Here is a 22656-nt window from a genome sequence, read left to right on the forward strand (position 1 = left end):
TCGTGCATCAGACATGACTGGGGACCTTCGCTGGTGGCAATTCATCCGGGACGGGGCAGAACTGGCAGCGGCAGACCCGGAGGGCAACGCAGGTGGCCGCGATCGTGTCGTGCGGCGGGGCTCGACCTCCGCAGCGCACTCGTCCAGTCTCACCCGAGGCGGTCGTCGAGGGGCTGGAGCTGCATGAAACTGCCAGGTCTTCCTCCTGGCTCCGGTCGGCGAAACACCAGGACCGGCTGCTCGCGGACGGCGGCAGGACCGCGGCAGGAAGGCGCCGCGCGCCGTGGGGCGCGGGGCGTGCCTGCGGTCAGCGGATCCTGGCGAGGCCGCGCGCGCCCCGACGTGCGGTGCCGCGGGACACCGCGAGCGGGTCCCAGCCTTCGGGGCGTTCGGGCAGCAGGGCGGAGTCCGCCACGAAGGATCCCGTGTGGACCTCGTTCATCAGGCGCCGCTCGAGGATCTGCCCCGCGCAGGCGATGCCCCCGACCGCCACGCCGGTGATTCCGCTGCCGTACCGGGTGTTCGCGCCCACGACGTACAGGCCCTCCACCGATGTGCGGGTGTCCGGCCGGCTTCCTCCTGCTCCCCATTCCGCCAGGCCGAACGGGGTTCCGCCGGTTGACAGGGTGTACCGCTCGTGGGTCAGCGGGGTGGCCGCCTCCAGGTGGACGATGTGCTTGCGGAACGGGCCGATGGCCTCCTCCGCGGCGCTCAGCATCGCCTCGGTCAGCTGGGCCTTCCGCTCCTTGTAGACGCTCTTGCGCCGGTAGCGCTCACCGGAAGCGGGGCCCTCCTCGACGCCCCAGTGGTCGTAGCTCGGCGGGCACAACGTCATCACCTGGAAGTTGCTGTGGCCCGGCGGGCAGACGTTGCGCGAACCGGGGTCTTTGAGGGAGGCGAAGGACATGAAGAGGAACGGCACCGGGTCGAGGTCGCCGTCGGCCAGTCGCTTGTAGTACCCGTCGATGTCGTCGTCCCGGTACCACCACAGGTTCGCGTTGGGGCGGCTGGGCAGCTCCGTGTCCAACGCGATGTAGAGCGTGGCGAAGGGCAGTCCCATGGTGGCGTCGCGCGTCTTGGACACCAGGCGGCGCGGGAAGTGCTCTTCGCCGACGAGGTCCAGGACCGTCCTGCGGTAGTCCGCGTTGGACACGACGAGGGAAGACCTGAGCAGCCGGCCGCCTTCCAGACCGACCCCGGTGACCTTCCCGTCCTCGACGAGGATGCGTTCCACCTTGCTCTTGGTGAGGAGTTCGCCGCCGTGCGACTCCAGCACTTCCACCAGGGAGGCCGCCAGCACCTGGCCTCCGCCCTCGGGGTAGTAGGCACCGCGGACGTAGTGGTCGGTGACCGTCGCGTGCATCGAGACGCTGGCCTGGTCGGGACCCATGCCGTAGTTCGGCGACTGGGCGGCCAGGATGGTCCGTGCCTGCGTGGACAGCCCGCAGTGGTCGAAGAGCTCGGACAGGTTGCGGCGTCCCCACTTCACCGTGGTCGGCGTACGGGCCACGAGCTCGGTGATCGTCAGGTCGTCCGCCGACAGGAGCGCCGACCGCATCTCCTCACCCAGGGCGGCACAGGTGTCGATGAACCGGTCGATGCCCTCGGCGTCCCCGGGCAGGGCCTCTTTCAGCCTCTGCCGGTACTGCGGCCAGCCGGCCGGCATGTCCATCGTGACGCCGGGAGTGACGATCCGGTCGAATCCGGTTCGGTCCATCTCCCGGTAGGTGACCCGGTCCTTGAGGCCGAGCCCGGCGAAGATCGCGGGCAGGACCCCGTCGGGTCCGCAGTCGCCGAGGTAGTGCACGCCGACGTCGAACTCGTAGGCCCGACGACGCCGGAAGACGTGGCTGTTGCCGCCGGCGACGTCGTGCTGTTCCACCACCAGTACCCGGCGCCCGCCCGTTGCCAGATAGGCCGCACACACCAGCCCGCCCAGTCCCGAGCCGACCACAATGGCATCCCACTCATCCCGAGCCGACATACCAGCAATTCCGCCTTTCCAGTGATCCACCCCGCGCGAGTGCGCGAGGAGTACGGTCCGAAGACAAAGGGGCCGTGCTGACACCGTGCCGGCCCGTACCCCTCGCGATGGATACGCATGACCGGAAGGTGCCAGCGCTGTCCGCCTACAGGTAGAAGACGGCGCGGTAGCCGGACCACCGCAGGGCCATCGACCCGGCCGCGGCCCTGTGCACGCCCGCCAGGAGGCTCTCTTCGCCGCTCAATCCATGGAGCCTCAGGTCCGGTTCCTCGGCCCACACTCCGACGCCGGAGTCGAGCAGGACGCGCAGGCCCTGCCGCGGCTCGCTCAAAGTGGTGAGGTCGCGGTCCCCCAGGCGCAGGTGCGGGGTCCGGCCCGCACGGGCCGCGTACGTGACCGCCGACCCGCGCAGCAGGACGTCCAGTCCGCCGAGGTGACGGTGGAAGAGGAAGGCGCAGTACAGCTCGTCGGAGAACTGGGTCTCCACAGCGCCTCGATAGCCGCGTTCGATGATCGCGAGCGCCCGCTGGGACCCGGCGGCCATCACATCACTCCCAGGTACAAGGTCTTGCCCGCCGCTGCGACGTGCTCCGCGAACTTGGTCGGCGCGCGCAACGGGACTTCGGGGATGTGGGCGACGGCGCCCCGGTCGTCGCTGCAGAAGCGGCAGGCGTACCAGTGGAACCGTCCGGGGAAGGCGCGGAGCATCTCCTGGATGACCGTGACCGTCGAGGGGTACTCCGTGGACCACGCCGCCAGGTTGCGCGGTTTGCTGTCCCCGAGGCCCTGTTGCGTCAGCATGGTCGCGTATCCGCAGGCCCAGACGTGGACCTTCGCACCGCTCTCGAGCAGGGACTGGGAGAGCCGCAGGGCGCTGGTGACGATGTCGCTCTCGTAGGGGGAGCCCATCAGCGTCATCAGTACGTCCGCGGCCGGGACCTTCGTCGCCATGTCAGTGCCACACCACCCTCACGTCCGGCTCCAGCACCCAGGCCGCCACCTCCGGCATCTCGACCGGGCTCGCTTCCGGCAGGAGGCCGGACTCGTCGAGTCCGCGCTGGGCGAGCGAGAACCGGTCCACCCAGATCTCGCAGCCCGCCGCGGCCGCCGAGGCGGTCTCGCCGAGCGAGCCCGCCACCGCCGCCGAGACGCCGTCCTGGATGAACAGCAGCCGCACGCGATGGCCGGTACGTGCCAGGTCACGGGCATCGCGCAGGAATCCCGCGCACCCCGGCCCGGACCACGGTCCTTTGGTCTCCACCAGGAGATGGGACGTGGCCGGGGCGTACTCGCTCTCTTCGTCGCTCATCGCAGACGCCCGCGTCAGCCGCATCCGCCGGCGTGCCCGGTGTCGCCCGCGGCAGCGGAGAAGCTGGGCAGCTCGACGTGGTCCTGCCACCCCTTCTCCACGTCTTCCAGGGGCTGGCCCCGGTGGGCGGCGACGAAGAGCCTGAGCCGGTCGGCGCCCCAGAACTTGTCCCTGCCGTACACGAAGAACGGAACCCCGAACAGGCCGTCCTGGTAGGAGGAGACCAGGCACTCCACACCCTGCTTGCGCACGTCCGGATCGTCGATGGCGCCGGCCAGCAGCTCGGGGTCCAGGCCCAGCACGCCGGCGATCTCCGCCATCGTCTCCCGCTTGGTGATGTCCCGACCCTCCTCCCAGCGGGCCCGGTAGGCGAGGTCGATGAACTCCCGCCCGCGCCCCTCCCGTTCCGCCACGAGGTAGGCCAGGTGGGACACCTCCCAGTTGGGGTCCTTGTCGATGGGCCAGGTCATCGCCAGGCCGCGGGCCTTGGAGAGCCGTGCCGTGTCCTGGAGGATGTAGAAGCCCTTCGCCCGGGACATGGCGACGATGGGCAGTTCGACGTCGGCCTCGTCCAACATCCCCTGAGTGATCTCGTCGGGCTCCCAGAAGGGGATCCACTCGATGGCGTCGGCCACGTCGGCATGGTGTTCGGTCAGATCCCGGTAGGCGAACCAGGAGTACGGACTGCGCAGGGAGAAGTACCAACGCGGCTGCTTCTTCTTCTTGGCCATGAGGAGAACCCCGACTCGTAGCAGGAGGGTGGGAAAGGGCGAGGGCTAGATGATGATTCCGCCGTCGATCTGGAGCACGGCGCCGGTGATGTAGGAGGCGCGGTCGGACGCGAGGTACGAGACCAGGTCGGCGACCTCCTCGGCACGGCCGAGGCGCCTGAGCGGAATCGACTGCATGGCCTGCTTCTTGACCTTCTCGCTGAGGTCGGCCGTCATGTCGGTCTCGATGAACCCCGGTGCCACGACATTGGCCCGGATGCCGTACCGGCCGACCTCCTTGGCCAGCGAGCGGGAGAACCCGATGATCCCCGCTTTGGACGCCGCATAGTTGGTCTGGGTGGCGTTCCCGTACACACCGGCCACGGAAGAGATGTTCACGATGGAACCCGACTTCCGCTTCATCATCTCGAAGATCACCGACCGGCACACATGGAAGACGCCGCTCAGGTTCACGTCGATGACCTGGTGCCAGTCGTCGTCGGGCATCATCAGCAGGGCGTTGTCCTTGGTGATGCCGGCCGAGGTCACCGCGACGTCGATCGGGCCCAGCTCGTTCTCCGTCTCGGCTACGAAGCTGCGCACCGAACCACCGTCGGAGACGTCGGCCCGTACGGCCCGGGCCTTGACGCCCAGCGCCGCGATCGCCTGCGCCAGTTCCTTCGCCGCCTGCTCGTTGGACTGGTAGCAGAAGCCCACGTGGAAGCCGTCCTGGGCCAGCCGAAGGGCGGTCGCCCGTCCGATGCCCCGGGACCCGCCGCTGATCAGGGCCACCTTGGATGCGCTGTTGTCGGTCACGCTCGTTGTTCCTCCCTCGGCCGGAGCTGCTCGCCCGGCCGAAATGCCATCACCATGCGCGAGAACGTCATGGCCACCTGCCCGTCCACGAGGCTCTCGCCATCGAAGACGACGGTGTCGGTCAGTGCGCGGAAGACCCGTACCCGGTGCTCCAGGACGTCTCCGGGGTAGACGGCCCGGAGGAACTCCACACCGGACATGGCACCGGCCAGCATCACCTGGCCGCCGAGGTCCCCCTCGGGCGAGCCGGCGTGCACGGCGAGCAGTCCCGCGGCCTGGCCCCAGGACTCGACCAGCAGGGTCTGCGGATAGGCGAACTCCTCCTCGCCGGCGTCGTCCCCGAGGTGCTGGTACCACGGCTCGTTGCACGTGATCGCCTTGACCGCCCGCAGGCTTTCGCCCGGTACCAGCTCCAGCACCCGGTCCACGAGGAGCATGGGGTACCGGTGGGGCAGCATCCGCTTGATCTCCGCAGCGTTCATCACCCGTCTCCTCCGGCTCGGTAGCGCAGGCGGACCTTCGCGGCCGTCCCGCGGGCGGTGGACGCCTCACCGGTCGCGCTCCAGCCGTCCTCCCGGGGCTTCCACCGGAGTTCGACCGTGAGCGTGTCACCGGGGAAGACGGCTCCGACGAAGCGCGCGGACTCCAGGGCGGCCAGGCTCAGTCCGGCCGCCGGAGCCGTGGCGCGCGCAGCCCGGTGGACGCATTCGACGACGCACACGCCGGGGAAGATCGGAAAGTCCGGGTAGTGCCCTGCGAACACCGGCTCCTCGGCTTCGACCAGCGTCTCGGCACTCGACCGCAGCTCACCGTCCCCGCCGTCGGCCCGCGCGGGCCGGAGCACCCGGATCACCGCGCGGACCGGACTGTTGTGGTGGAGCAGCGTCACGACGCCAGCAGCTTCTGGGCCAGCAGGCCGTGCGCACGCCGGAGGGTGACGACGTCCCGCAGCTCTCCCTCGGAGAACTTGACGCCGTACTTCTTCTCCAGCACGACGACGACTTCGAGGGCCATCAGCGAATCCACCTCGAGGTCTTCCATGAAATGGGCGTCATCGGCCAGTTGTTGGGCGTCGATGTCGAGGATCTCGGCGACGGTGGTGCGCAGTTCCTCCTTGTCCAGGGTTCCTCTGGAGACGTGCTCGAGCTCGGAGACGGACATGGCAGATCCTTTCGTGGGAACAGCTCGTGGGAGGGGCCGACGGCGGACGGTGGCCGAGGGCGGTGACGGGTTCAGCGCAGGCGCAGGAGCGCGCAGGCCAGCACACCGTCCCGGTCGACGGAGGTGACCGCCGCGAGACGCCCCGCGGCCCGGGAGTCGTCCTGGGCCGCGGTCAGTACGGACACCATCTGGAAGGCGGCGGTGGCCGCGGCGGTGTCGCCGATCTGGGTCGGGCTGGGTACGTACCGCGGGCTCAGGCCGCCGAAGACGCTCTCCAGCCCTTCCCGCTCCTGCTCGCCCGCGGTGCCCGGCGCGTTCGAAGGGGACACCGCCCATACGTCCGACCGGTCCGCCCCCGCCCGGCGCAGCGCCCGGGTCACGCACGCGGCCAGCGACTGCGCCACGCCCGTCGGGCCCACGATGCCCGGCTCGACGGTCACGACCTCGGCCAGCCCCTCGCCCTCCGCGACGGAGTCCGCCGGCCGGAGCCGCAGTACGGCGCACCCCTCACCGAGGACCGTGCCCGCCTCGTCCTCGGAACGGGTGTGCCAGTCCAGCCAGGAACGGGACGAGGAGTACTCCTCCACCGCACCGCACAGCACGGTCCGCGCCCGGCCCGATGCCAGCAGCCGCCGTGCGTAGTTGAGCGCCAGCAGGCCCGAGGCACGCCCTGCCGCGACCGTGGTGTTCGGGCCCTTCAGCCCGTACCAGATGGCGCACTGGCCCGCCGCGCAGTTCATGATGGCGTTGGGGATGTGCGAGGGGTCGATGTAGAAGGGCTTCTCGTGGACGAGGGTGTCCCGAGTGATGTTCATCATGCTCTCGGCACTGCCGGTCGTCGTGCCGATGACGAGGCCTACGTCCTCACCGCTCTCGACGGCACCGTCGTCGGCCGCGTCCGAGATCAGTTCGCGCACGGTGGTGACGGCCAAGCCGGTCACCCGGTCCATGGACCGGGTGCCCTTGCGGCCCAGCACGTCCTTGATGACGAACCCCGGCACCAGGCAGACCCGTTCGTCGGGTCCCGTCCATGCGGCGGAATCCGGTGCCGCCGCCGTCGGCCGCCCCGACCGGGCGCCCTCGACGAAGGCCTCGCGGCCGATGCCGAACGGCGACACCGCCGACCAACCGGTGATCACCGGACCGCGCACCGCGGTCACCCCCCTGCTCACAGCCGAACCTCCGACGTCTCGTGGTGCACCGGCCGGTCAGGCCGCGGGCTCGGTCTCGTTGTTGAAGGCGCGCAGGACACGGTCGTCAAAGGTGACCAGGCGGCCTTCGCGCCCGTTCTCGACCACTCCGTACGCGTGGGTGATCGAACCCGTGGCGGTCTGCACCAGCCGTCCGTCACGCACCACGTAGCAGTCCAGCCGGGAGGTGTAGAGGAGGTTCTTGAAGACGTCGTCCACGGTGTAGACGACGTAGAGGTCCTCCTCCAGCAACGCCTCGTCGAGCAGCGTCACCTGGGAGTGGGTCACCGCGGGGATCCAGTTCGTCTCGGCCAGCAGCTTGCGGATCGAGATGCCGCGGGCGTCCACGAAGCGGTGCTTGGCCTCCTCCATGAGCCGCAGGTAGCCGGACATCTGGAGCCGGTCGAAGAAGTGCACGAAGGGGTAGGGGATGCGGAACTTCCAGCCGTAGGCGTTCTCGCCGGCCAGCAGCTGGTCCAGCACCGGGTCCGAGTCGGTGGATCCGCCGGAAACCAGGGCATCGCCCAGGACGGGCACGGCCGCGCCGGGCTCGGCGCCGCCGATGGCCGCGACCACGAAGGGCTCGAGCCCCTCGGGGACGGGCAGCCTGCGCAGCATCCGCGTGTCGTTCTCGTCGTACCGCAGTACGGCACGGACCTTCGAGGTCACGGCCTTCTTGTGCGCTCCGTCGCGCTCCACGATGATCACGACCTTGAACGACAGCTCCTGGGCGCCGTCCTTGGTCACCGGCGTGACCTCGATCGACGCCTGGTCGTCGACCACCAGCGCGGTCTGCAGGCGGGAGTCGATGTGCGTGATGTCGAAGCCGAGGCCGTTCTCTTCGTAGAGGCGCCCCACCGGCAGGCCGCTACGCCGGAAGTGCTCGATGACGGCCTTCTCGACCAGGTAGTTGACGTGCTTGAAGCCGATGATGGTCCCGATGTTGGCACCTTCGTAGCCGGGCGTGAGGACTACGTTGGTCGACTCGTTGAGCAGCTTCTTCGCCGCGGTTCCGGGCATTACATACTCCTAGAGATGAATTCGTCCAACAAGGCGGAGAACAGCCGCGGGTCCTCGGCCATGGGGTAGTGGCCCTGCCCCGGAATCACGCGCAGTTCGGCATCGGGGAGGTCCGTGGCCAGCGTCGCGCTCTCCTCGGCGGCGAAGTCCTCGCTCCCGGTGACGACCAGGCAGGGCACCTTGATCAGGTCGGTGCGCAGCCAAGGGGTGCGCAGGTAGGTCTGGAAGAACTTCAGCCAGCCGTGCGGTCCGACGCGTTCGCACACGCGCCTCGCCATCTGTCGGCGGAGTTCGGGGTCGATCGGACGCCCCGGTCTGCTCCGGATGCCCTCCTCCATGAGGTGGAGGAACTTCTGTTGCAGTCCGGCGGCCACGTCCCATTCGAAATCACCGGCGAGGCGCCGGTAGAAGGGCGAGACCAGGACGATGCCGCGGATCCCGTACTGCCCGATCGGGTCGGCGCCCCGTGCGGCCTGTCCGCTGAGGTGTTCCAGGAGCAGGTTGGCGGAGAAGGAATGGGCGATCACCAGCTGTGCTCCGCCGGGCACCTGGCCCAGGGCGGCGGGGATGCCTTCGGTGTCGTGTTCCTGCTGCCCCCATCGGGCGACGAACTCGGCGCGCCACGGCAGCTCGGCGGTCCAGGCCTCGAGTCCCGCGGGAGCGTTCTCCCACAAGCCGTCCCACACCGTGCCGCTGCCGGCCAGACCGTGCAGCAGCAACCCGCGCAGGGTGGGGCCCCCATCAGCCGGGCGGTACCGGACGTACAGGGGGCTCGGCGCTCCGGCCGGCGCTCCCGCGCTCCCGGCCCGCGCACGCTGGTCCGCGCGCGCCGCCGATGGCGCTGGGAGTACGTTCACCGGGCCGCGCCCGGCGCCAGGAGGGCCAGCCCCGCGGTGGCGTCGTCACCGGTCCGTCCGGCCAGCGCGTAGACCGGTCCGGTTCCGCCGCCTGCGTACCAGCCGACCGCTCCGACGCACTGCAGGACGCCCAGTACGGACGACGGCTCGCCCCACACGTCGCAAAGGTCGTAGCGGGGGACCTGCGGCAGGAGGTCCCCGAGCGCCTCGCCCCCGCTTTCGCCCGGGGTGAACCAGGCGCCGGGCGTACTGTCGGGCCCCGCACCGCCCAGGCTGTCCAGGCAGGCCTGGACGCTCGTGGTCCGTACGCTCAGGCCCACCACCGCCCGCGGCTCGGCGCCCCGTGCCCGCGCGAGGTCCGGGTGCTCGACGAGGACCGCGGCGGCGCCGTCGATGACGCGGTCCGCGCCCGTCAGTTTCCGGACCACCTCGTTGTCGGGCTCCACCCCGAGGACCAGCGCCCGGCCGGCCCGGCCGGAGGTGATCAGGGCATCGGCCCAGCGGACGGCGTCCAGCCCCGAGGTCGGACCGTTGCAGATCATCAGGTTCGGGCCGCGCAGACCGTGCTTGATGGCCAGCGTGGACGCGATCACGTTGCTGGACGCGTTGGGGGTGTCCATCGGGCTGATGCCACCTGTGCCGCCGTCCGCGGCGATCAGTTCCACCACCGAGCAGACCGTGTCCGCGTTGCCGTAGTTGGAGGCGACCAGGACGGCGATCGTCTCGCCCGGTACGGTCAGCCCGTCCTCGCCCAGCAGCCCGGCGTCCCGCAGGGCTTCGTCGGCGCAGCACAGCGCCAGCTGGGTGGCCCGGTCCTTGTAGCGCAGCCCCTTCTTGCCGATGCGCGCCGCCGGATCCACGGCGGCACGGTCCTCGCTGACGGCCTCCAGGAGGTCTCCCGCCGAGCCGACGCCCGGAAGGGCCAGGCCGACTCCGGTCACCACTGGGTTCACTGTGCCGCCTCCACTACTGCCACCGCGTTGATCCCGCCGAAGCCGAACGCGTCGATCTGCGCCAGCTGCACATCGGCCCGGACGCTCGCGTCGCGGACGAACCTGAACTCGGACGCCTCGTCCGCGACGTCGTCCAGACCGGTGATGGGCGGGATCCGTCCTTCCCTCATGGACCGCAGTGCCACGATCAGGCTCAGCACTCCGGACGCTCCCGAGGTGTGCCCGGTCATCGACTTCACGCCCGTCATGACCGGACGCCCGATGTGCGGTCCGTACACCTCTTGCAGGGCGGTTCCCTCTGCGGCGTCGTTGAGCTGGGTGCCGGTGCCGTGCACCATCACGAGCTCGATGTCCTCGGCCTTGACCCCGGCCCGGGTGTGCGCGTCACGGATCGCGGCCGCGATGCCCTGGGGATCGGGTGCGGTGGCGTGGAAGGCGTCGCAGTTGACGCTCACGCCGCGGACCCAGCCGTGTGACGCGCCCGGCTCTGCGGGGGGTTCGCGGCGCAGGACGATCGCCGCCGCGCCCTCCCCCATCACCGTGCCCTTGCGTTCCCGGTCGAACGGGCGCAACTGACCGGGCGGTTCCAGCTGGAGCCGGTCCGACAGGCCGAACATGCTCTCCGTGATCACGTCCACCCCGGCGACGATCACCGTTTCCGCGCCCTGGAACTCCAGGAGGTCCACTCCGAGTGCCAGCGCGTACAGAGACGCCGAGCATGCGTTGGAGATGGTGTGGGTGTCCTCGGCCCCGAAGCGCTCGCGCAGGGCGGTGCCGAAGTGCATCCGCGAGACGTCGAACTCCTGGCCGTCGCGCGAGCGCAGTTCCAGCGAACGCAGCTCCCGGAGCCCGGTGCCCACCAGTACCGGAACGCCTCGCAGGTCCTCGCCCAGTCCGGCGTCCCGTGCGGCCTGTGCCACTGCCTCCAGCAGCAGGCCGGTGGCCCGGCCGACGACGTCGGCACCGGGCTCGGGGCGGTTGTCCACCTCGTAGAGGTGCCCGGCGTTGTACCAGTCCCGGTTGAAGCCCCGCAGTTCGCCCAGTCCGCTGCGGCCCGCGCACAACTGGGAGAAGATCGTCTCGACATCGCCGCCGGTGCTCGCCACCGCGCCCATGCCGGTCACCGGCCAGCGGCTCATCGGTCCCCCTCGTACTTCCCGAGGATGACGATCGCGTTGTTGCCGCCGAAGGCCAGTCCGTTGTTCTGGACGATCCGGAGATCGGCCTCCACGGCCTCGTTGGGGACGCAGTCCACCTCGCACTCCGGGTCGGTGGTGACGTGGTTGATGGTGGGCGGAATGAACCGGTGCACGATGGCGAGCGAGCACGCGATCGCCGCGAGCGCACTGGCGGCTCCCATGGTGTGCCCGAGCATCGACTTGATCGAGATGGTGCGCGGCGGACTGTCTCCGTACACCTCGCGGATGGCGCGGGCCTCGGTGATGTCATTGGCCTTGGTGCCGGTGCCGTGGGCGGAGATCAGGTCCACGTCCTCCGGCTTGATGCCCGCGTTCTCCAGGGCGAGTTCCATGCAGCGTCCGACGCTCGCCTGATTGGGTGCCACCTGGTGGTAGGCATCGCAGTTCAGCCCGTAGCCGAGCACCTCGGCGTAGATCCGGGCGCCGCGCGCCAGCGCCGACTCCAGGCTTTCCAGGACGAGGATGCCGGCGCCCTCGCCGGTGAGTATGCCCTTGCGGTCGGCGTCGAAGGGCTGGCACAGCTCCGGGGCGATCGTGCCCAGCCGGTAGAACCCGGCGAAGGTCTTGCGGCACATGGCGTCGGCGCCGCCGCACAGGGCGAAGTCCACTTCGCCCGTACGCACGGCGTCGAAGCCGTAGCCGATGGCGTAGTTCCCGGCCGCGCAGGCGGTCGGGATCGTCACCGCTTCGACGTCGGTCAGCCCCAGCTCATGGGCCACCGCCGCCGACAACCGGCCGGCCCGGACCCGGCGCGCGATGGTGGAGTCCATGTGCTCGGGACCGAACCGGATCTGGCTCTCGACGAGCTGGTCCAGGTCGAAGGACTCGCCGTCGGTCGTGCCGATCGAGATCAGGCCCCGCTGCTCGCGCAGGCTCTCCTCCTCGAGGCCGGCGTCCTCGATGGCCATGCGTGCTGCCGCGACCGAGAACTGGCTGGCCCGGCCGAGCTCGTCCACGTCGAGGTTGCGGATGTACTTCTCGGGCTCGAAGCCGACGATCTCGCACCCGTTGGCGTGGGCGAATCCGTTGGTGTCGAAGGCGGTGATCGGCTTCGCGCCGCTCCGTCCGGAGCGCAGCCCTTCGGCGAACTCCTCCGCTCCCACTCCGATGCTTGAGAAGACCCCAAACCCGGTCAGAACCACTCTATGAGCTGTTGAGCTCGGACCATTACCTGCGAGATTCGTCATCGGATTCCTCAACCAGTCTCGGCCTGGACAGCGACAGGAACTACCAGCCGGCGGACTCGGCGACGACCTCGTTGACGCCCTTGAGGTTCACCATGCGAGCCAGCTCGGCCTGGTCGATGACCACCTTGAATTCCTTCTCGAGCGACGCGAGGATCTCGATCGCACGGAGGGAGTCGGCATCGTGGTCTTCCCGGAAGAGACTGGTATCGGTGACCTCATCCTCCTCCAGTTCAAGGATTTCGCAGACGATCTCCTTGATCGTCGCGGCGCGCTCGGCAGTCACAGAAGCCATGGTGTTTCAACCTCTCGATATTCCAGCTTTCCGCATGGTTCGCCCATGCGTAAGAAACTGGAAGCGTGGAAATGGCGGTAAGCCGTACGGAGCAGATGGCTCCGCGGCCCTCTATCAATCAGGGGCGAAACTCGATCGCTTCCCCGAACCGCACTCGGGAAACAATAGGCCACCTCTGGCGCGATCTTCGCCGCCGATTCTCCAACCGTCAGGAAGATGCCATCCGGGATTCGAGATCCCGGATCAGGTCACCCTGCTGCGGGACGAGATAGAAATGGTCACCCGGCAGCACCCGGAGTGCGAACCCTCCCGCAGCCACCTCGGACCAGGCTTCCATGTCCGCCGTCCCCACATTCGGGTCCCGGTCGCCCACATAAGAGCTCGTAACACGATCATGAGGTGGGCTTGTTGAGGCGTCGCCAACAGATGAGGCTGCAAGCGAGGGAGACAAACGCGTCGTGGAGCTCGGTGCGCCGTTCCCACCGGACGGCGAGTCGTTTGAACTGATGGAGCAGGGCGAAGGTCTGTTCCACGACGTAGCGGAGCTTGCCCATGCCCTTGATGTTCGGGGATCCCTTGCGGGAGATGACGGGCAGGATCCGGCGTTTACGCAGCTCATCACGGTTGGCGTTGGAGTCGTAGCCCTTGTCCCCGAGCAGAGCATCGGGACGTCGGCGGGGCCGGCCGGGGCGGCCCGCCACCGGTGGGATGCCGTCGACCAGGGCGAGAGTCTGGGTGACGTCATTGACGTTCGCCGCAGTCGTGATGACTTTGAGCGGAGTGCCGCGTCCGTCGCAGATCAGGTGGTGTTTGCTGCCTGTCTTCCGCCGGTCGACCGGCGACGGACCGGTGTCGGCTCCCCCTTTTTCGCACGGATGTGGGAGCCGTCCACGCAGGCCCTGGACCAGTCGAGCCGGCCGGCCGCATTCAACTCGGCGAGCAGGATCCGATGCAGCTGGTCGAAGACCCCGGCCTGCTGCCACCGCTCCAGGCGCCGCCAGCAGGTCTGCCCGGACCCGAATCCCAGCTCAGGTGGTAGGAGTTGCCAGGCGATGTCGTTGCAGAGCACGTACAGGATGCCTTGCAGACACAACCGGTCAGCTACCGGCCGCGGCCCTGGTGACCTCGTCGGCCAGGGCGGCAGCAGCGGCTCGATCAGTGCCCACAAGTCGTCGTCCACGATCCACGGCCGAGTACTCACACCACCACGAACGGCTGAATCGTCACACCGGTCACGGCTGACCAGGACATCTCATCAAGATCGTGTTACGAGCTCTAAGCAAAAATCGGGCATCGTACGGGAATCGGGGACGGGGCACGGTACGTACCGACGATCCGGAAGTCCGACCGGATCGCTGGCATCACCAGCTCCCTCAGGTCCGGATCGTCCAGGACCGCCGCGTCCGAACCGCCCAGACCGCGGACGTGCTCGATGATCGCCTCGTCGCCCTGCAGATGGACGCCGGACGGGGCGACCCGGTGCGGAGCCGCACGGCTGGATACGTACAGCCCCTGCGGCCGGACGCCGTACCGGTCCTCCAGCCGCAGGGCCACCTCGTAGGCGACGGACGCACCCATGCTGTGGCCGAACAGGGCGAGGGGCCGGTCCAGGAACGGCCGCAGCCCCTCGACGACGGCGTCCGCCAGGGCGGCCATGCTCTCCAGGCACGGTTCGGCGATCCGGTCCTGCCTGCCCGGGTACCGGGCGGACAGGACCTCCACACCGCTCCCGAAGGCGCCGGCCCAGGAACGGAAGAAGCTCGCCGTCCCGCCGGCGTGCGGCAGGCAGATCAGCCTCACGCGCGGAGCGCCCGGCCGGGCCGCGCGACCGAACCACCGGGCACCGGCACTGTCCACCACGAGGGGCATTGGTTCCGGCATCACGGTCTGCCTTTCCGGTTCTGAGGAGCGGTCTCGCTCCGGCGGCGCGTCCGGGGGTGACGGCCGCCGGAGCGGGGATGAGCCGGAGTCTTCACGGAAACTCATTCCGGACGTCATTACGGGTCCGGGGCGCAACCGGGCGCAACGGCCCCTACAGGAAGATGTCAACCGAGGTCACGACAGGAAGTCGCTGCGCTGCCCGGAGTCCGAATGGTGACAGCTGGCAGGACATTGTCATGCCGACCGGTCGTGGATCCGGGAACTGATTCCAGAGCCCCGTCTGCTGTCATCAATCGGCCACTCCCGCCGCGCATCCGGTGGCCGACCGTACGTTTCTCAGGGTTGTTCATGCGCCGCACCCGCCCTCGGATTTCGTGGCGCCGCTCCACCACTAACCCTCCTGGGGGATGACCAATGCCACCGAACACCGCGACGCAACACCGTGTGGCCGAGCTGCGCATGCTGAAATCCGCAGTCAGGCAAGGCAGCGAAACCGGTACCGAACGGCAGCACGCCAAAGGAAAGCTGACCGTCCGCGAGCGCCTGGACCTGCTCTTCGACGAAGGATCCTTCTGCGAAGTGGAACCCCTGCGGCGGCACCGTGCCACCGGATTCGGGCTCGAGGACAACCGGCCCCACACGGACGGGGTGGTCACCGGCTGGGGCACCGTTCACGGCCGGACCGTCTTCGCCTTCGCGCACGACTTCCGCATCTTCGGGGGTGCGCTGGGCGAGGCGCACGCCCAGAAGATCCACAAGATCATGGACATGGCCCTCCAGGCGGGCGCCCCCCTGGTGTCCTTGAACGACGGCGCCGGGGCCCGGATCCAGGAGGGCGTGTCCGCGCTCGCCGGATACGGTGGGATCTTCGAGCGCAACGTCCGGGCCTCCGGCGTCATCCCGCAGATCAGCGTGATGCTCGGCCCCTGTGCAGGGGGCGCCGCGTACTCCCCGGCGCTCACCGACTTCGTCTTCATGGTCCGCGAGACCTCACAGATGTTCATCACCGGCCCGGACGTGGTCGAGACCGTGACCGGGGAGAAGGTCTCCCAGAACGGTCTGGGCGGCGCGGACGTGCACGCGGAGGTCTCGGGCGTCGCGCACTTCGCGTACGACGACGAGCACACCTGTCTGGCCGAGGTCCGGTACCTGCTGTCGCTGCTCCCCGCCAACAACCGCGAGACCCCTCCTGCGGTCCGCTCCACGGACCCGGCCGACCGGCGCGGGGACGCACTGCTCGAACTGGTGCCCTCCCACGGCAACCGGCCCTACGACATGCGCAAGGTCATCGAGGAGATCGTCGACGACGGTGAGCACATGGAGGTCCACGAGCGCTGGGCCGGGAGCGTCCTGTGCACCCTCGCCCGCCTCGACGGCAACGTCGTGGGCATCGTGGCCAACCAGCCGCAGTCCCTCGCCGGCGTCCTGGACATCCGGTCCTCGAGCAAGGCCGCCCGCTTCGTCCAGCTCTGCGACGCGTTCAACATCCCGCTGGTGACGCTCGTGGACGTACCCGGGTTCCTGCCCGGCGTCGACCAGGAGCACGGCGGCATCATCCGGCACGGCGCGAAGCTCCTGTACGCCTACTGCAACGCGACCGTCCCCCGCGTCCAGGTGATCCTCCGCAAGGCCTACGGCGGCGCGTACATCGTCATGGACTCCCGTTCGATCGGCGCAGACCTGTCGTACGCCTGGCCCACGAACGAGATCGCCGTCATGGGTGCGGAGGGGGCCGCCAACGTCGTCTTCCGCCGCCAGATCGCTGCCGCCGACGACCCCGAGGCCGTACGCCAGGAGCTGGTCAAGGAGTACGCCACAGAACTCATGCACCCCTACTACGCCGCCGAACGCGGTCTGGTGGACGACGTCATCGACCCCGCCCTCACCCGACAGACGCTGATCCGGGCACTGGACATGCTGCGGGCCAAGCACGCGCCACTGCCGGTGCGCAAGCACGGGAACCCGCCGACGTGAGCGCCTCCGGCCACCCGGTCGTCCGGACGCCGTCGACACCCGCCCTGCTCACGGTGGTCCGCGGCCGTCCGACACCGGAGGAACTCGCCGCCGTCACGGCCGTGCTGCTCGCTTCGGCACCGCTCGCGCACAACGGACCGCAACCGGGCGCCCCGGAGCGGGCCCGATGGGCCCGGCCTGCGGACGGCCCCACACCGTCCTGGGCCGCGCCGGCGGCCCGGCACACCTGGAGATGACCCGATGACCACCGCACCACCCACCGCGCCACCCACTGCGGCGCCGCTCCGGACCAGCCCTCGGAGCACCCTCGCCGCCCGGGGAACGGCCGTGTGGTGGTGGCCCATTCCCGGTACGGCGGACCCCGCCGACCTCGCCCTCCTCCACCCCGCCGAGCGGGACCGGATGGCGCGGTTCGGCTCCCGGACCCGGGTCGCCGAGTACGTCACCTCCCGGGCGGCGGTCCGCCGGACGCTCTCCCTCCTGCTGGCGGTGGCACCGCGATCGGTAGAGCTCGGGCGCCTGAGCTGCCCGTGCTGCGGCGACCCCGAACACGGCCCGCCGACGCTCCTGCACCCCGTCACACCGTGGTGGATCAGCATCTCGCACACGGCTGGGCTCGGGCTGCTCGCGGTGTCCGGAGCTCCCGTCGGAGTAGACGTCGAACGGATGCGCGACGTGCCGGCCGAGGACCTGTCGTCCGTGGTCTTCACCGCCTCGGAACGCGAGTTCCTCCTCGCCGCCCCGCCCGGGGAGGAACGGGTGACCGCGTTCCTGCGGGTCTGGACGCGCAAGGAGGCGACGCTGAAGGCCGTGGGCACCGGGATCTCCAGCGATCTCTCCTCGCTCGAAACCCACCCCCGGTTCCCGGGGACGACTGAGGTGACGGCGGGCCTGCCCGGTGCGCCGCGGACCTGGCGGGTCACTGACCTCTCACTGACCGGCCCCTGGTCGGCCGCCACGGCGGTCGCCCAACGCGACGAGACCTCGGGCCCGGTACACCTCTACCGGGCCCCCACTCCCCGGGGCGGCCGTGGTTGACCGGAAGGACGCCCAGACCGGCTGCCCCGTGGGGCGATGCCGACACGTTCACTGCGGCTCGGCCCGGTCCGGAGGAGCGGGGTGAGCAGATCGACCGCTTCCTCCACGGGAAGCGTTCGGCCCCGCCGCCGGACTTCGAACGGTGGGGCTCGAAGCTGCCGATCAGCACGGAGCCGGGCTACGACCGACTCGCGCAGCGGAGCTTCGAGGAGATCCGGCAGGCAGACAGCGGGACGTCCGGACGTGATGATCCGTCAGCTGGCTCCCTTGGTCAGATCACGGAGCGTGCCACGACCTACGAGCAGCGGATCCTGCCGCTGCGAGGCGGCGAGTACGGTGCACGACCCGGCCGACCGCGCCGACGTCGTATGTCGCTACGAGGCCCTGCGCGACATGCACGCGGGACTCGCCGCCGCGACGGCGAAGTGACCTCACGCCGAGAAACGCTCTCGGGGGGTGCAAGCCCTGAACGCCCGCGAGGGCGGCGAGGGCGGCGGTCCCCGCCTGAGCGGAAAGGCATCCGGACAGGTCTGTTCAGTTCGTGTATTCGGGCCTGGCCGTCCCGAGATGCTCCGCCACCGTCCGAAGCCAGGCTTCGACCGGGAACGGGGCCGGCGGCTCGACCTCCATGCCGAGCTCAGCGACGGCGACGGCGTAGTCGTGCTCCTCCAGCCCCAGAGCCAGCAGTTCGTGGATCTCGCCGACCAGCCGGGCGGTCAGCTGAGGATCAACCGTTGCCCTGTAGTCGCGGACGGCCGCTTCGTGGTCGCCGAACTCGTCGGGCATGTCCTGCGAGAACCAACCGCCGAGGAACTGTCCCAGCTCCCCGAAGCGGGCGTGCCACTCCCAGTGGGTCTGGGGCGCGACCGGCACAGGCACATCGCCGGACTCGATGCTGTGCTTGATGTGGTCGGCCATCTCGGACAGCCAGCTTTGAGTCCGGGACTCGGACAGCCCAATGTCGGGTACCGGATAGAACTCACCGAGGCGCAGCCGCAAGCGGCCCGGCGGATTCCGCGCGTACTCCCGGAGTTGTTGTTCGGCGACGGAGAGCGCCCAGGGCCGGGTGTGCCAGGTGTGCCGGAGGTACGCCTGAAGAGCCGGAGGCGCTGTGCCCTCTTCCGGACTGTCGGGTTCCTGCCCGACGAAGGCTGCGACGACGACGTCGAGTTCGCCGTACCGGCGGTCGAACTCAAGCGGCTTCATGGGCACTGCGGCACCTTCAGAGGTAGATCGGGTAAGTGGCATGCACGACGAAGCCGTGCGGACTCGACGCTTCACGCCTCAGCGTCACCCGCGCGGCCCGCACATCGACGGGCTCGCGACCGGCGAGCATCATCGCCTGCAGCAGCACGCGCCCGACGGGCTCCTCACGGGACGGCCAAGCAGCCTCGATGGTGAGCCTCGGTCGCGTGCCCTGGGCCAGCCAGCGATGCACGGCCTGCTCGTTGCGCGTGACGACCTGCTGGGTACACCACTGTGCGGTCGCGCGGTCGGGATAGGTGGCAGAACGGGTACGCACGGGAGATCCTCAGTCGATGGTGAAGCCCCAGAAGATGCCGACTTCCGTGGCGGAGACAGCAATTACACCACAATCCATTACATGGCCGGTGAAGCCCTCATAGGCACCCTCGCGACGGAACATATCGGCATGGGGATTCTCTCGCGCCGTCGCCGCATTGGTAGAAAACAGCGCGTCTTCTCCGAACCTTTCCAGGATCGTTCTCGCGTGCGAGGTCAGCTCGGCCTCTCGCGCATCAAAATCCGGAATGTCCTCTGTTTGGAACCACTCACCCTGGAGAGTGACCAGGATTTGTTCAGCGCCCCTCCTAGATACAGGGAAGGCCGCGCTGAAGTCTCCTGGCGTGACAGCACTGAACGGGCTGTCCTGGCCGGTGCCGAAATCACCCCCTCCCGGCGCCGCGGCAACCTTCGACCAGCCGCGCGGATCGTCCGTCCGTAGCTGCATGACGTCGAGGGCGTCCAAGCGCCAGTCATCGCGCCGCCGCGCCCCCACGGCCGCGAACATGCCCTCCCCGAAAAGGGCTCGCAGGGAACTGCTCCACGAGGTGGCGTCAATCTGAGTCACGGGCCTTTACCCCAGTTCTCCAAGTGCACACTAAGGGTGCTGGGTCTTGTCGGTGGGCATGGATGTGAGAACGACGAACGGTGGGTGGCTCCCCGGGTTGGGTCTCAGAACGACCCACACATTGGTCACGTCGCGCGCGGCGGTGTCGCCCCGGTCCCACGACCTTCCCACGACGTCGTTCGTCGTCAGGAGGAGTGAGCGTGACGAGTTGGGTCCAGGGTTACCCGCGAGCCAATTGTCGATCTTCCTCTGATTGTTCGGTTCATCCAGAGCCGCCTGAGTATACCGCTGCGCGTCTGCAAGGCTCCCGAAAGCCGAAACGGCCTCGGGCCGGATGCCGGAAGGCCTGACGATCTGCTGGTCCCTCAGCCGTTGTTCCAGTTGCTCATCCGTCTTGCCCACGTGCTTGTCCACCACATGGGACCCGAGAATGCTCTCCTGGTTCGCGAGGTCGATCGCGTATTTGTGATTACTTTCGTCGTCCCCGGCCACCGTGTAGAGCGGATCGTTCTTGAAATCGGTCAGAGCTCGGGCGCCGAAGGACTCCGCCCGCGCCGACTCGGCCCGGAACGTGGGAGCACTGAGATATGCCTCATCCAGGGCTTCGTGCAGTTTGTTGAGCTCCGCGACCTGTCGGCGCACGCGGTTGTTGTACGCCTCGACCGCCGCGTTCATCGCCTCCTCGTCCACCTCGAGGGAGAAGCCGACCGCGAAACTCCTCCCCATCTTGAGGAGTCCCTTGCCGAAGCTCTTGACGTCCTTCATGTCCAGACCGTCGCTTCTGTCGATGTGCGGCAGGGCCTTCAGCACGGCTTCGTAGTAGAGCCTGCGGAGGTCGTCTCGCACGTCCTTCGCGGCGGCCGCCAAGGCAAGCAGGGCGTCACTCATGACGTCACAAGTCTTGACCATCACGTCCATGACGGGGTGGCTGCTGGCCTGACCGGGCTGCGCTGAGTCGTGTTTCCACTCGTGACCCTCCCGACTCTGGCCCCACGCGCTCGTACCCCAGACAGCGCTGCAGAACTGCCGCATCGCGGCGTTCCACTCGCCGTTGGACCGATCAGTGTAGTTGTGCAGAGCACTGCTCAGGTTTCCGTCCGTGGTGGTGACGGACGTACTCGCGTACACCCAGGCGACAGACATGCTCTCCAAACCCGCATAATCGGGCAACGGTATGATCTCGGCCGCCTTGCCCATGCGGTAGACGTCCTCCAGGAGGGGCCTGATGATCGCTAGGACTCCGGCCTCCACCGCTTCCAGTGCCATCTGGAAGATGTCCTGGCTCTGGTCGACGTCCGCCCACTTGAGGTCCGTCACGGACCCGTAGTTCGGCGGCGTGTCGATCACGGTCGGCGGTGGCTGGGTCTGGGCCGGGGCACCCGAGGGGTCCGTGGCGGCGTCCGCGGTCGCGTAGTTGTTCGCGGTCACGGCGAAGCCGACGGCAGCGCCTCCGACGCTCGCCACCGACTTGGCCCACACCTCGATGAAGCGGTTACCGACCGTCTTGTACGCAGTGGCGAACTCCCATGCGGCGGTTCCATAGCCCCCGCAGTCCGGATACCGGCCGAGCTCGTTGAGGAGCTGATTGGCCCCCTTGTGCAGTCCGTCCTGGAGATAGCCGACGTAGCCCGCGAGAGCGTGCAGTGCTCTGGGGGTGACGTCGATGTCTCCGTTGTTCAAGGGGGGCGGAGGAGGAGGCATGCTCATCAGGCCGCTCCCCATCCGCGCAGCACCGCGGAATGTGCCGCCGCGTAGTTGCTCTGACCGATCGTCACGATGCTGTGGAGCCACGCCTGTGTCGCCTGAAGGTCCCGTGCGGACCGATCCCACTCGTCCAGCTTGTCGATGAACGCCTCGCGGGCCTCACCCTCCCAGGCGAGAACGACCTTCTCGACGCGGTCGTGCATGGTCTGGACGTTCTCGTTGAGCTCCTTGAGGATCTCTTCCAGTTGGCCGGAGAGAAGTCGCAGGGCGGCGAAGTCGACCGCTATGTTGCCGTCGCTGTCAGTCATGCGTCCCCCTCATCACAGATCCTGCAAGCGGCTCGTGCGCGGCGCGGGGGGCGGGCTCCCGGTGTTGGGGGTCGAAAGCTCGGCTGCCTCCCCGTCCACGTCCACGGACATCTGGATGCGCTTGAAGGCGGCCAGAATGTCGAGCTCCTGCTCGGTGAACCCGTCTCGGCTCATGCGAACGGCCGCTTCGATCAGTTTCATGAGCTCACGGATGCGTACCGCTTCCTTGGCGGCATCACGATGCCGCCGTCGGTAGGCCTTGGCCGCGGGCCCCTGCCAGCGGGCTTCGATCGTGTCGACGACCGTGTCCATGCGCTTGACCTGCCGGTCCAAGTAGCGCTGCATTTCGTCGAGGTCGTCGGCCAGCTTGGTCAAGTGCTCGCTGCTCACCAGCAAGTTGGGATCTGTCGCCACGTATCCGCCCCCGTACCCCGATGACCGCTCAACTGCTCAGTTGCTCAGATACGCAACAAAACGTTCAACACTTGCACTCTAGCAAGCAGGAACACAGGGTCGGCTTCCGCCACTTCGCACACAGAAGTCGAAACGTGTCGCACCAGTCTTGTGGCCGCTGAGGGGAAGGCAGGCAGGCCGCGTACGCCGTGATGCCGGAGCACTCCGTCGGGCGGAGCTCCACCCCGCCGCCAGGCAGTTCTCGTCGAGGTCCCGCCAGCCGTTCACCTCGACCGGGGGCTGCACCGCCGAGTACACCAGCGCGTTCTCGATGAACTCGGCCAGCAGGTGCGACAGGTCGGCGAAGAAGTCGCCCCGGATGCGACAGGGTTCGAGCTCGCTCGCGGCCACCCTGCGGTACTGCTCGGCCTCCGAAACGGCCGACTGGACGACCTCCCTTGCGGTGACCATGCCCGGCCAGGGTCTCTGCGGCTACTGCTCCCCAGCGAGGACGAGCAACGACTCGGCACGGCTACCGCCGTCTGGTCCACACGAACACTGCCACTGTGCTGCGTGCGGCCTAAGGCGACC

The 22656-nt window shown here is 68.7% G+C and carries 28 protein-coding genes; 4 read left to right on the forward strand and 24 right to left on the reverse strand.

Features of this window, described 5'->3' with window-relative positions:
• Positions 1-307: 307 nt before the first annotated feature.
• From OG386_RS11355 to OG386_RS11440, 18 genes are all read right to left on the reverse strand, one after another.
• Positions 308-1984, reverse strand: a complete 1677-nt coding sequence (locus OG386_RS11355; protein ID WP_328788044.1) for a phytoene desaturase family protein — start codon at positions 1982-1984, stop codon at positions 308-310.
• A gap of 145 nt (positions 1985-2129) precedes the next feature.
• The gene (locus OG386_RS11360) at positions 2130-2528 is read right to left on the reverse strand and encodes a hypothetical protein (protein WP_328788045.1); all 399 of its coding nucleotides are present in this window, start codon (positions 2526-2528) and stop codon (positions 2130-2132) included.
• Positions 2528-2935, reverse strand: coding sequence for a hypothetical protein (locus OG386_RS11365; protein ID WP_328788046.1), 408 nt, complete (start codon positions 2933-2935; stop codon positions 2528-2530). Before OG386_RS11365 ends, OG386_RS11360 begins: the two co-directional genes overlap by 1 nt.
• A 1-nt stretch (position 2936) precedes the next feature.
• On the reverse strand, positions 2937-3293 hold the full coding sequence (locus OG386_RS11370) for a DsrE family protein (RefSeq protein ID WP_328788047.1): 357 nt from the start codon (positions 3291-3293) through the stop codon (positions 2937-2939).
• Positions 3294-3307: 14 nt separating this feature from the next.
• Positions 3308-4024, reverse strand: coding sequence for a 2-hydroxychromene-2-carboxylate isomerase (locus OG386_RS11375; RefSeq protein WP_328788048.1), 717 nt, complete (start codon positions 4022-4024; stop codon positions 3308-3310).
• A 45-nt stretch (positions 4025-4069) separates the two neighbouring features.
• Positions 4070-4819, reverse strand: a complete 750-nt coding sequence (gene fabG, locus OG386_RS11380; protein WP_328788049.1) for a 3-oxoacyl-[acyl-carrier-protein] reductase — start codon at positions 4817-4819, stop codon at positions 4070-4072.
• Positions 4816-5301, reverse strand: a complete 486-nt coding sequence (locus OG386_RS11385) for a 3-hydroxyacyl-ACP dehydratase FabZ family protein (RefSeq protein WP_327382488.1) — start codon at positions 5299-5301, stop codon at positions 4816-4818. Before OG386_RS11385 ends, fabG begins: the two co-directional genes overlap by 4 nt.
• Positions 5301-5708: a 3-hydroxyacyl-ACP dehydratase FabZ family protein gene (locus OG386_RS11390; RefSeq protein ID WP_328788050.1), complete on the reverse strand. Its 408-nt coding sequence runs from the start codon at positions 5706-5708 to the stop codon at positions 5301-5303. The genes OG386_RS11385 and OG386_RS11390 overlap by 1 nt, the downstream gene beginning before the upstream one ends.
• Positions 5705-5980, reverse strand: coding sequence for an acyl carrier protein (locus OG386_RS11395; protein WP_328788051.1), 276 nt, complete (start codon positions 5978-5980; stop codon positions 5705-5707). The genes OG386_RS11390 and OG386_RS11395 overlap by 4 nt, the downstream gene beginning before the upstream one ends.
• Positions 5981-6051: 71 nt before the next feature.
• Positions 6052-7152 carry a beta-ketoacyl synthase N-terminal-like domain-containing protein gene (locus OG386_RS11400; protein WP_328788052.1) on the reverse strand — a complete coding sequence of 367 codons (1101 nt, stop codon included), beginning with the start codon at positions 7150-7152 and terminating at the stop codon, positions 6052-6054.
• 36 nt (positions 7153-7188) lie between these two features.
• Complete coding sequence (locus OG386_RS11405; RefSeq protein ID WP_328788053.1) at positions 7189-8190, reverse strand: hypothetical protein; 1002 nt, start codon at positions 8188-8190, stop codon at positions 7189-7191.
• Positions 8190-8909: an alpha/beta fold hydrolase gene (locus OG386_RS11410; protein ID WP_328788054.1), complete on the reverse strand. Its 720-nt coding sequence runs from the start codon at positions 8907-8909 to the stop codon at positions 8190-8192. The genes OG386_RS11405 and OG386_RS11410 overlap by 1 nt, the downstream gene beginning before the upstream one ends.
• 134 nt (positions 8910-9043) lie before the next feature.
• A complete protein-coding gene (locus OG386_RS11415) occupies positions 9044-10000 on the reverse strand; it encodes a beta-ketoacyl synthase N-terminal-like domain-containing protein (protein ID WP_328788055.1) in 957 nt (318 codons plus the stop codon).
• Complete coding sequence (locus OG386_RS11420; RefSeq protein ID WP_328788056.1) at positions 9997-11139, reverse strand: beta-ketoacyl synthase N-terminal-like domain-containing protein; 1143 nt, start codon at positions 11137-11139, stop codon at positions 9997-9999. Before OG386_RS11420 ends, OG386_RS11415 begins: the two co-directional genes overlap by 4 nt.
• Positions 11136-12386 carry a beta-ketoacyl-[acyl-carrier-protein] synthase family protein gene (locus tag OG386_RS11425; RefSeq protein ID WP_327382496.1) on the reverse strand — a complete coding sequence of 417 codons (1251 nt, stop codon included), beginning with the start codon at positions 12384-12386 and terminating at the stop codon, positions 11136-11138. Before OG386_RS11425 ends, OG386_RS11420 begins: the two co-directional genes overlap by 4 nt.
• 40 nt (positions 12387-12426) lie before the next feature.
• On the reverse strand, positions 12427-12678 hold the full coding sequence (locus OG386_RS11430) for an acyl carrier protein (RefSeq protein WP_328788057.1): 252 nt from the start codon (positions 12676-12678) through the stop codon (positions 12427-12429).
• Between the two features lie 392 nt (positions 12679-13070).
• Positions 13071-13879 (reverse strand): IS5 family transposase gene (locus OG386_RS11435; RefSeq protein WP_266607329.1). Its coding sequence is split into 2 segments (ribosomal slippage): positions 13071-13559 and positions 13562-13879, totalling 807 coding nucleotides; the frame shifts between segments, so codons are not numbered across the junction.
• Positions 13880-13953: 74 nt separating this feature from the next.
• Positions 13954-14478 carry a thioesterase II family protein gene (locus tag OG386_RS11440; protein WP_328788058.1) on the reverse strand — a complete coding sequence of 175 codons (525 nt, stop codon included), beginning with the start codon at positions 14476-14478 and terminating at the stop codon, positions 13954-13956.
• Between the two features lie 495 nt (positions 14479-14973).
• Between OG386_RS11440 and OG386_RS11445 the strand changes: the two genes are divergently transcribed.
• The 4 genes from OG386_RS11445 (at position 14974) to OG386_RS11460 (ending at position 18000) form a co-directional block, all read left to right on the forward strand.
• Positions 14974-16533 (forward strand): acyl-CoA carboxylase subunit beta, encoded by a 1560-nt coding sequence (locus OG386_RS11445; protein WP_443053163.1) that lies wholly within the window; start codon positions 14974-14976, stop codon positions 16531-16533.
• On the forward strand, positions 16530-16769 hold the full coding sequence (locus OG386_RS11450) for an acyl-CoA carboxylase subunit epsilon (protein WP_328788060.1): 240 nt from the start codon (positions 16530-16532) through the stop codon (positions 16767-16769). Before OG386_RS11445 ends, OG386_RS11450 begins: the two co-directional genes overlap by 4 nt.
• Positions 16770-16773: 4 nt before the next feature.
• Positions 16774-17571, forward strand: a complete 798-nt coding sequence (locus OG386_RS11455; protein WP_328788061.1) for a 4'-phosphopantetheinyl transferase family protein — start codon at positions 16774-16776, stop codon at positions 17569-17571.
• Positions 17572-17856: 285 nt separating this feature from the next.
• Positions 17857-18000 carry a hypothetical protein gene (locus OG386_RS11460; protein WP_328788062.1) on the forward strand — a complete coding sequence of 48 codons (144 nt, stop codon included), beginning with the start codon at positions 17857-17859 and terminating at the stop codon, positions 17998-18000.
• Between the two features lie 105 nt (positions 18001-18105).
• Here the strand turns inward: OG386_RS11460 and OG386_RS11465 are convergent, their stop codons facing one another.
• From OG386_RS11465 to OG386_RS11490, 6 genes are read right to left on the reverse strand one after another with little or no spacing between them, the layout of a single operon-like run.
• Positions 18106-18783, reverse strand: coding sequence for a contact-dependent growth inhibition system immunity protein (locus OG386_RS11465; RefSeq protein WP_328788063.1), 678 nt, complete (start codon positions 18781-18783; stop codon positions 18106-18108).
• 10 nt (positions 18784-18793) lie between these two features.
• Positions 18794-19093 carry an RNase A-like domain-containing protein gene (locus OG386_RS11470; RefSeq protein ID WP_277331940.1) on the reverse strand — a complete coding sequence of 100 codons (300 nt, stop codon included), beginning with the start codon at positions 19091-19093 and terminating at the stop codon, positions 18794-18796.
• Positions 19094-19102: 9 nt separating this feature from the next.
• On the reverse strand, positions 19103-19660 hold the full coding sequence (locus tag OG386_RS11475) for a hypothetical protein (protein ID WP_328788064.1): 558 nt from the start codon (positions 19658-19660) through the stop codon (positions 19103-19105).
• 30 nt (positions 19661-19690) lie between these two features.
• A complete protein-coding gene (locus OG386_RS11480; protein WP_328788065.1) occupies positions 19691-21367 on the reverse strand; it encodes an RNase A-like domain-containing protein in 1677 nt (558 codons plus the stop codon).
• A complete protein-coding gene (locus tag OG386_RS11485) occupies positions 21367-21672 on the reverse strand; it encodes a WXG100 family type VII secretion target (RefSeq protein ID WP_328788066.1) in 306 nt (101 codons plus the stop codon). Before OG386_RS11485 ends, OG386_RS11480 begins: the two co-directional genes overlap by 1 nt.
• Before the next feature lie 12 nt (positions 21673-21684).
• Positions 21685-22062 carry a WXG100 family type VII secretion target gene (locus tag OG386_RS11490; protein ID WP_328788067.1) on the reverse strand — a complete coding sequence of 126 codons (378 nt, stop codon included), beginning with the start codon at positions 22060-22062 and terminating at the stop codon, positions 21685-21687.
• Between the last annotated feature and the right edge of the window lie 594 nt (positions 22063-22656).

It is taken from the genome of Streptomyces sp. NBC_00273, from assembly GCF_036178145.1.
Taxonomy (GTDB): Bacteria; Actinomycetota; Actinomycetes; order Streptomycetales; family Streptomycetaceae; genus Streptomyces.

What these genes read in the sequence shown, in the direction of transcription:
- OG386_RS11480 (WP_328788065.1), bottom strand. Translation starts at nt 21,367, where the DNA reads ATGAGCATGCCTCCTCCTCCGCCCCCCTTGAACAACGGAGACATCGAC.
- OG386_RS11360 (WP_328788045.1), bottom strand. Translation starts at nt 2,528, where the DNA reads ATGGCCGCCGGGTCCCAGCGGGCGCTCGCGATCATCGAACGCGGCTAT.
- OG386_RS11455 (WP_328788061.1), top strand. Translation starts at nt 16,774, where the DNA reads ATGACCACCGCACCACCCACCGCGCCACCCACTGCGGCGCCGCTCCGG.
- OG386_RS11395 (WP_328788051.1), bottom strand. Translation starts at nt 5,980, where the DNA reads ATGTCCGTCTCCGAGCTCGAGCACGTCTCCAGAGGAACCCTGGACAAG.
- OG386_RS11405 (WP_328788053.1), bottom strand. Translation starts at nt 8,190, where the DNA reads ATGCCCGGAACCGCGGCGAAGAAGCTGCTCAACGAGTCGACCAACGTA.
- OG386_RS11355 (WP_328788044.1), bottom strand. Translation starts at nt 1,984, where the DNA reads ATGTCGGCTCGGGATGAGTGGGATGCCATTGTGGTCGGCTCGGGACTG.
- OG386_RS11425 (WP_327382496.1), bottom strand. Translation starts at nt 12,386, where the DNA reads ATGACGAATCTCGCAGGTAATGGTCCGAGCTCAACAGCTCATAGAGTG.
- OG386_RS11385 (WP_327382488.1), bottom strand. Translation starts at nt 5,301, where the DNA reads ATGAACGCTGCGGAGATCAAGCGGATGCTGCCCCACCGGTACCCCATG.
- OG386_RS11430 (WP_328788057.1), bottom strand. Translation starts at nt 12,678, where the DNA reads ATGGCTTCTGTGACTGCCGAGCGCGCCGCGACGATCAAGGAGATCGTC.
- OG386_RS11365 (WP_328788046.1), bottom strand. Translation starts at nt 2,935, where the DNA reads ATGGCGACGAAGGTCCCGGCCGCGGACGTACTGATGACGCTGATGGGC.
- OG386_RS11420 (WP_328788056.1), bottom strand. Translation starts at nt 11,139, where the DNA reads ATGAGCCGCTGGCCGGTGACCGGCATGGGCGCGGTGGCGAGCACCGGC.
- OG386_RS11485 (WP_328788066.1), bottom strand. Translation starts at nt 21,672, where the DNA reads ATGACTGACAGCGACGGCAACATAGCGGTCGACTTCGCCGCCCTGCGA.
- OG386_RS11445 (WP_443053163.1), top strand. Translation starts at nt 14,974, where the DNA reads ATGCCACCGAACACCGCGACGCAACACCGTGTGGCCGAGCTGCGCATG.
- OG386_RS11375 (WP_328788048.1), bottom strand. Translation starts at nt 4,024, where the DNA reads ATGGCCAAGAAGAAGAAGCAGCCGCGTTGGTACTTCTCCCTGCGCAGT.
- OG386_RS11370 (WP_328788047.1), bottom strand. Translation starts at nt 3,293, where the DNA reads ATGAGCGACGAAGAGAGCGAGTACGCCCCGGCCACGTCCCATCTCCTG.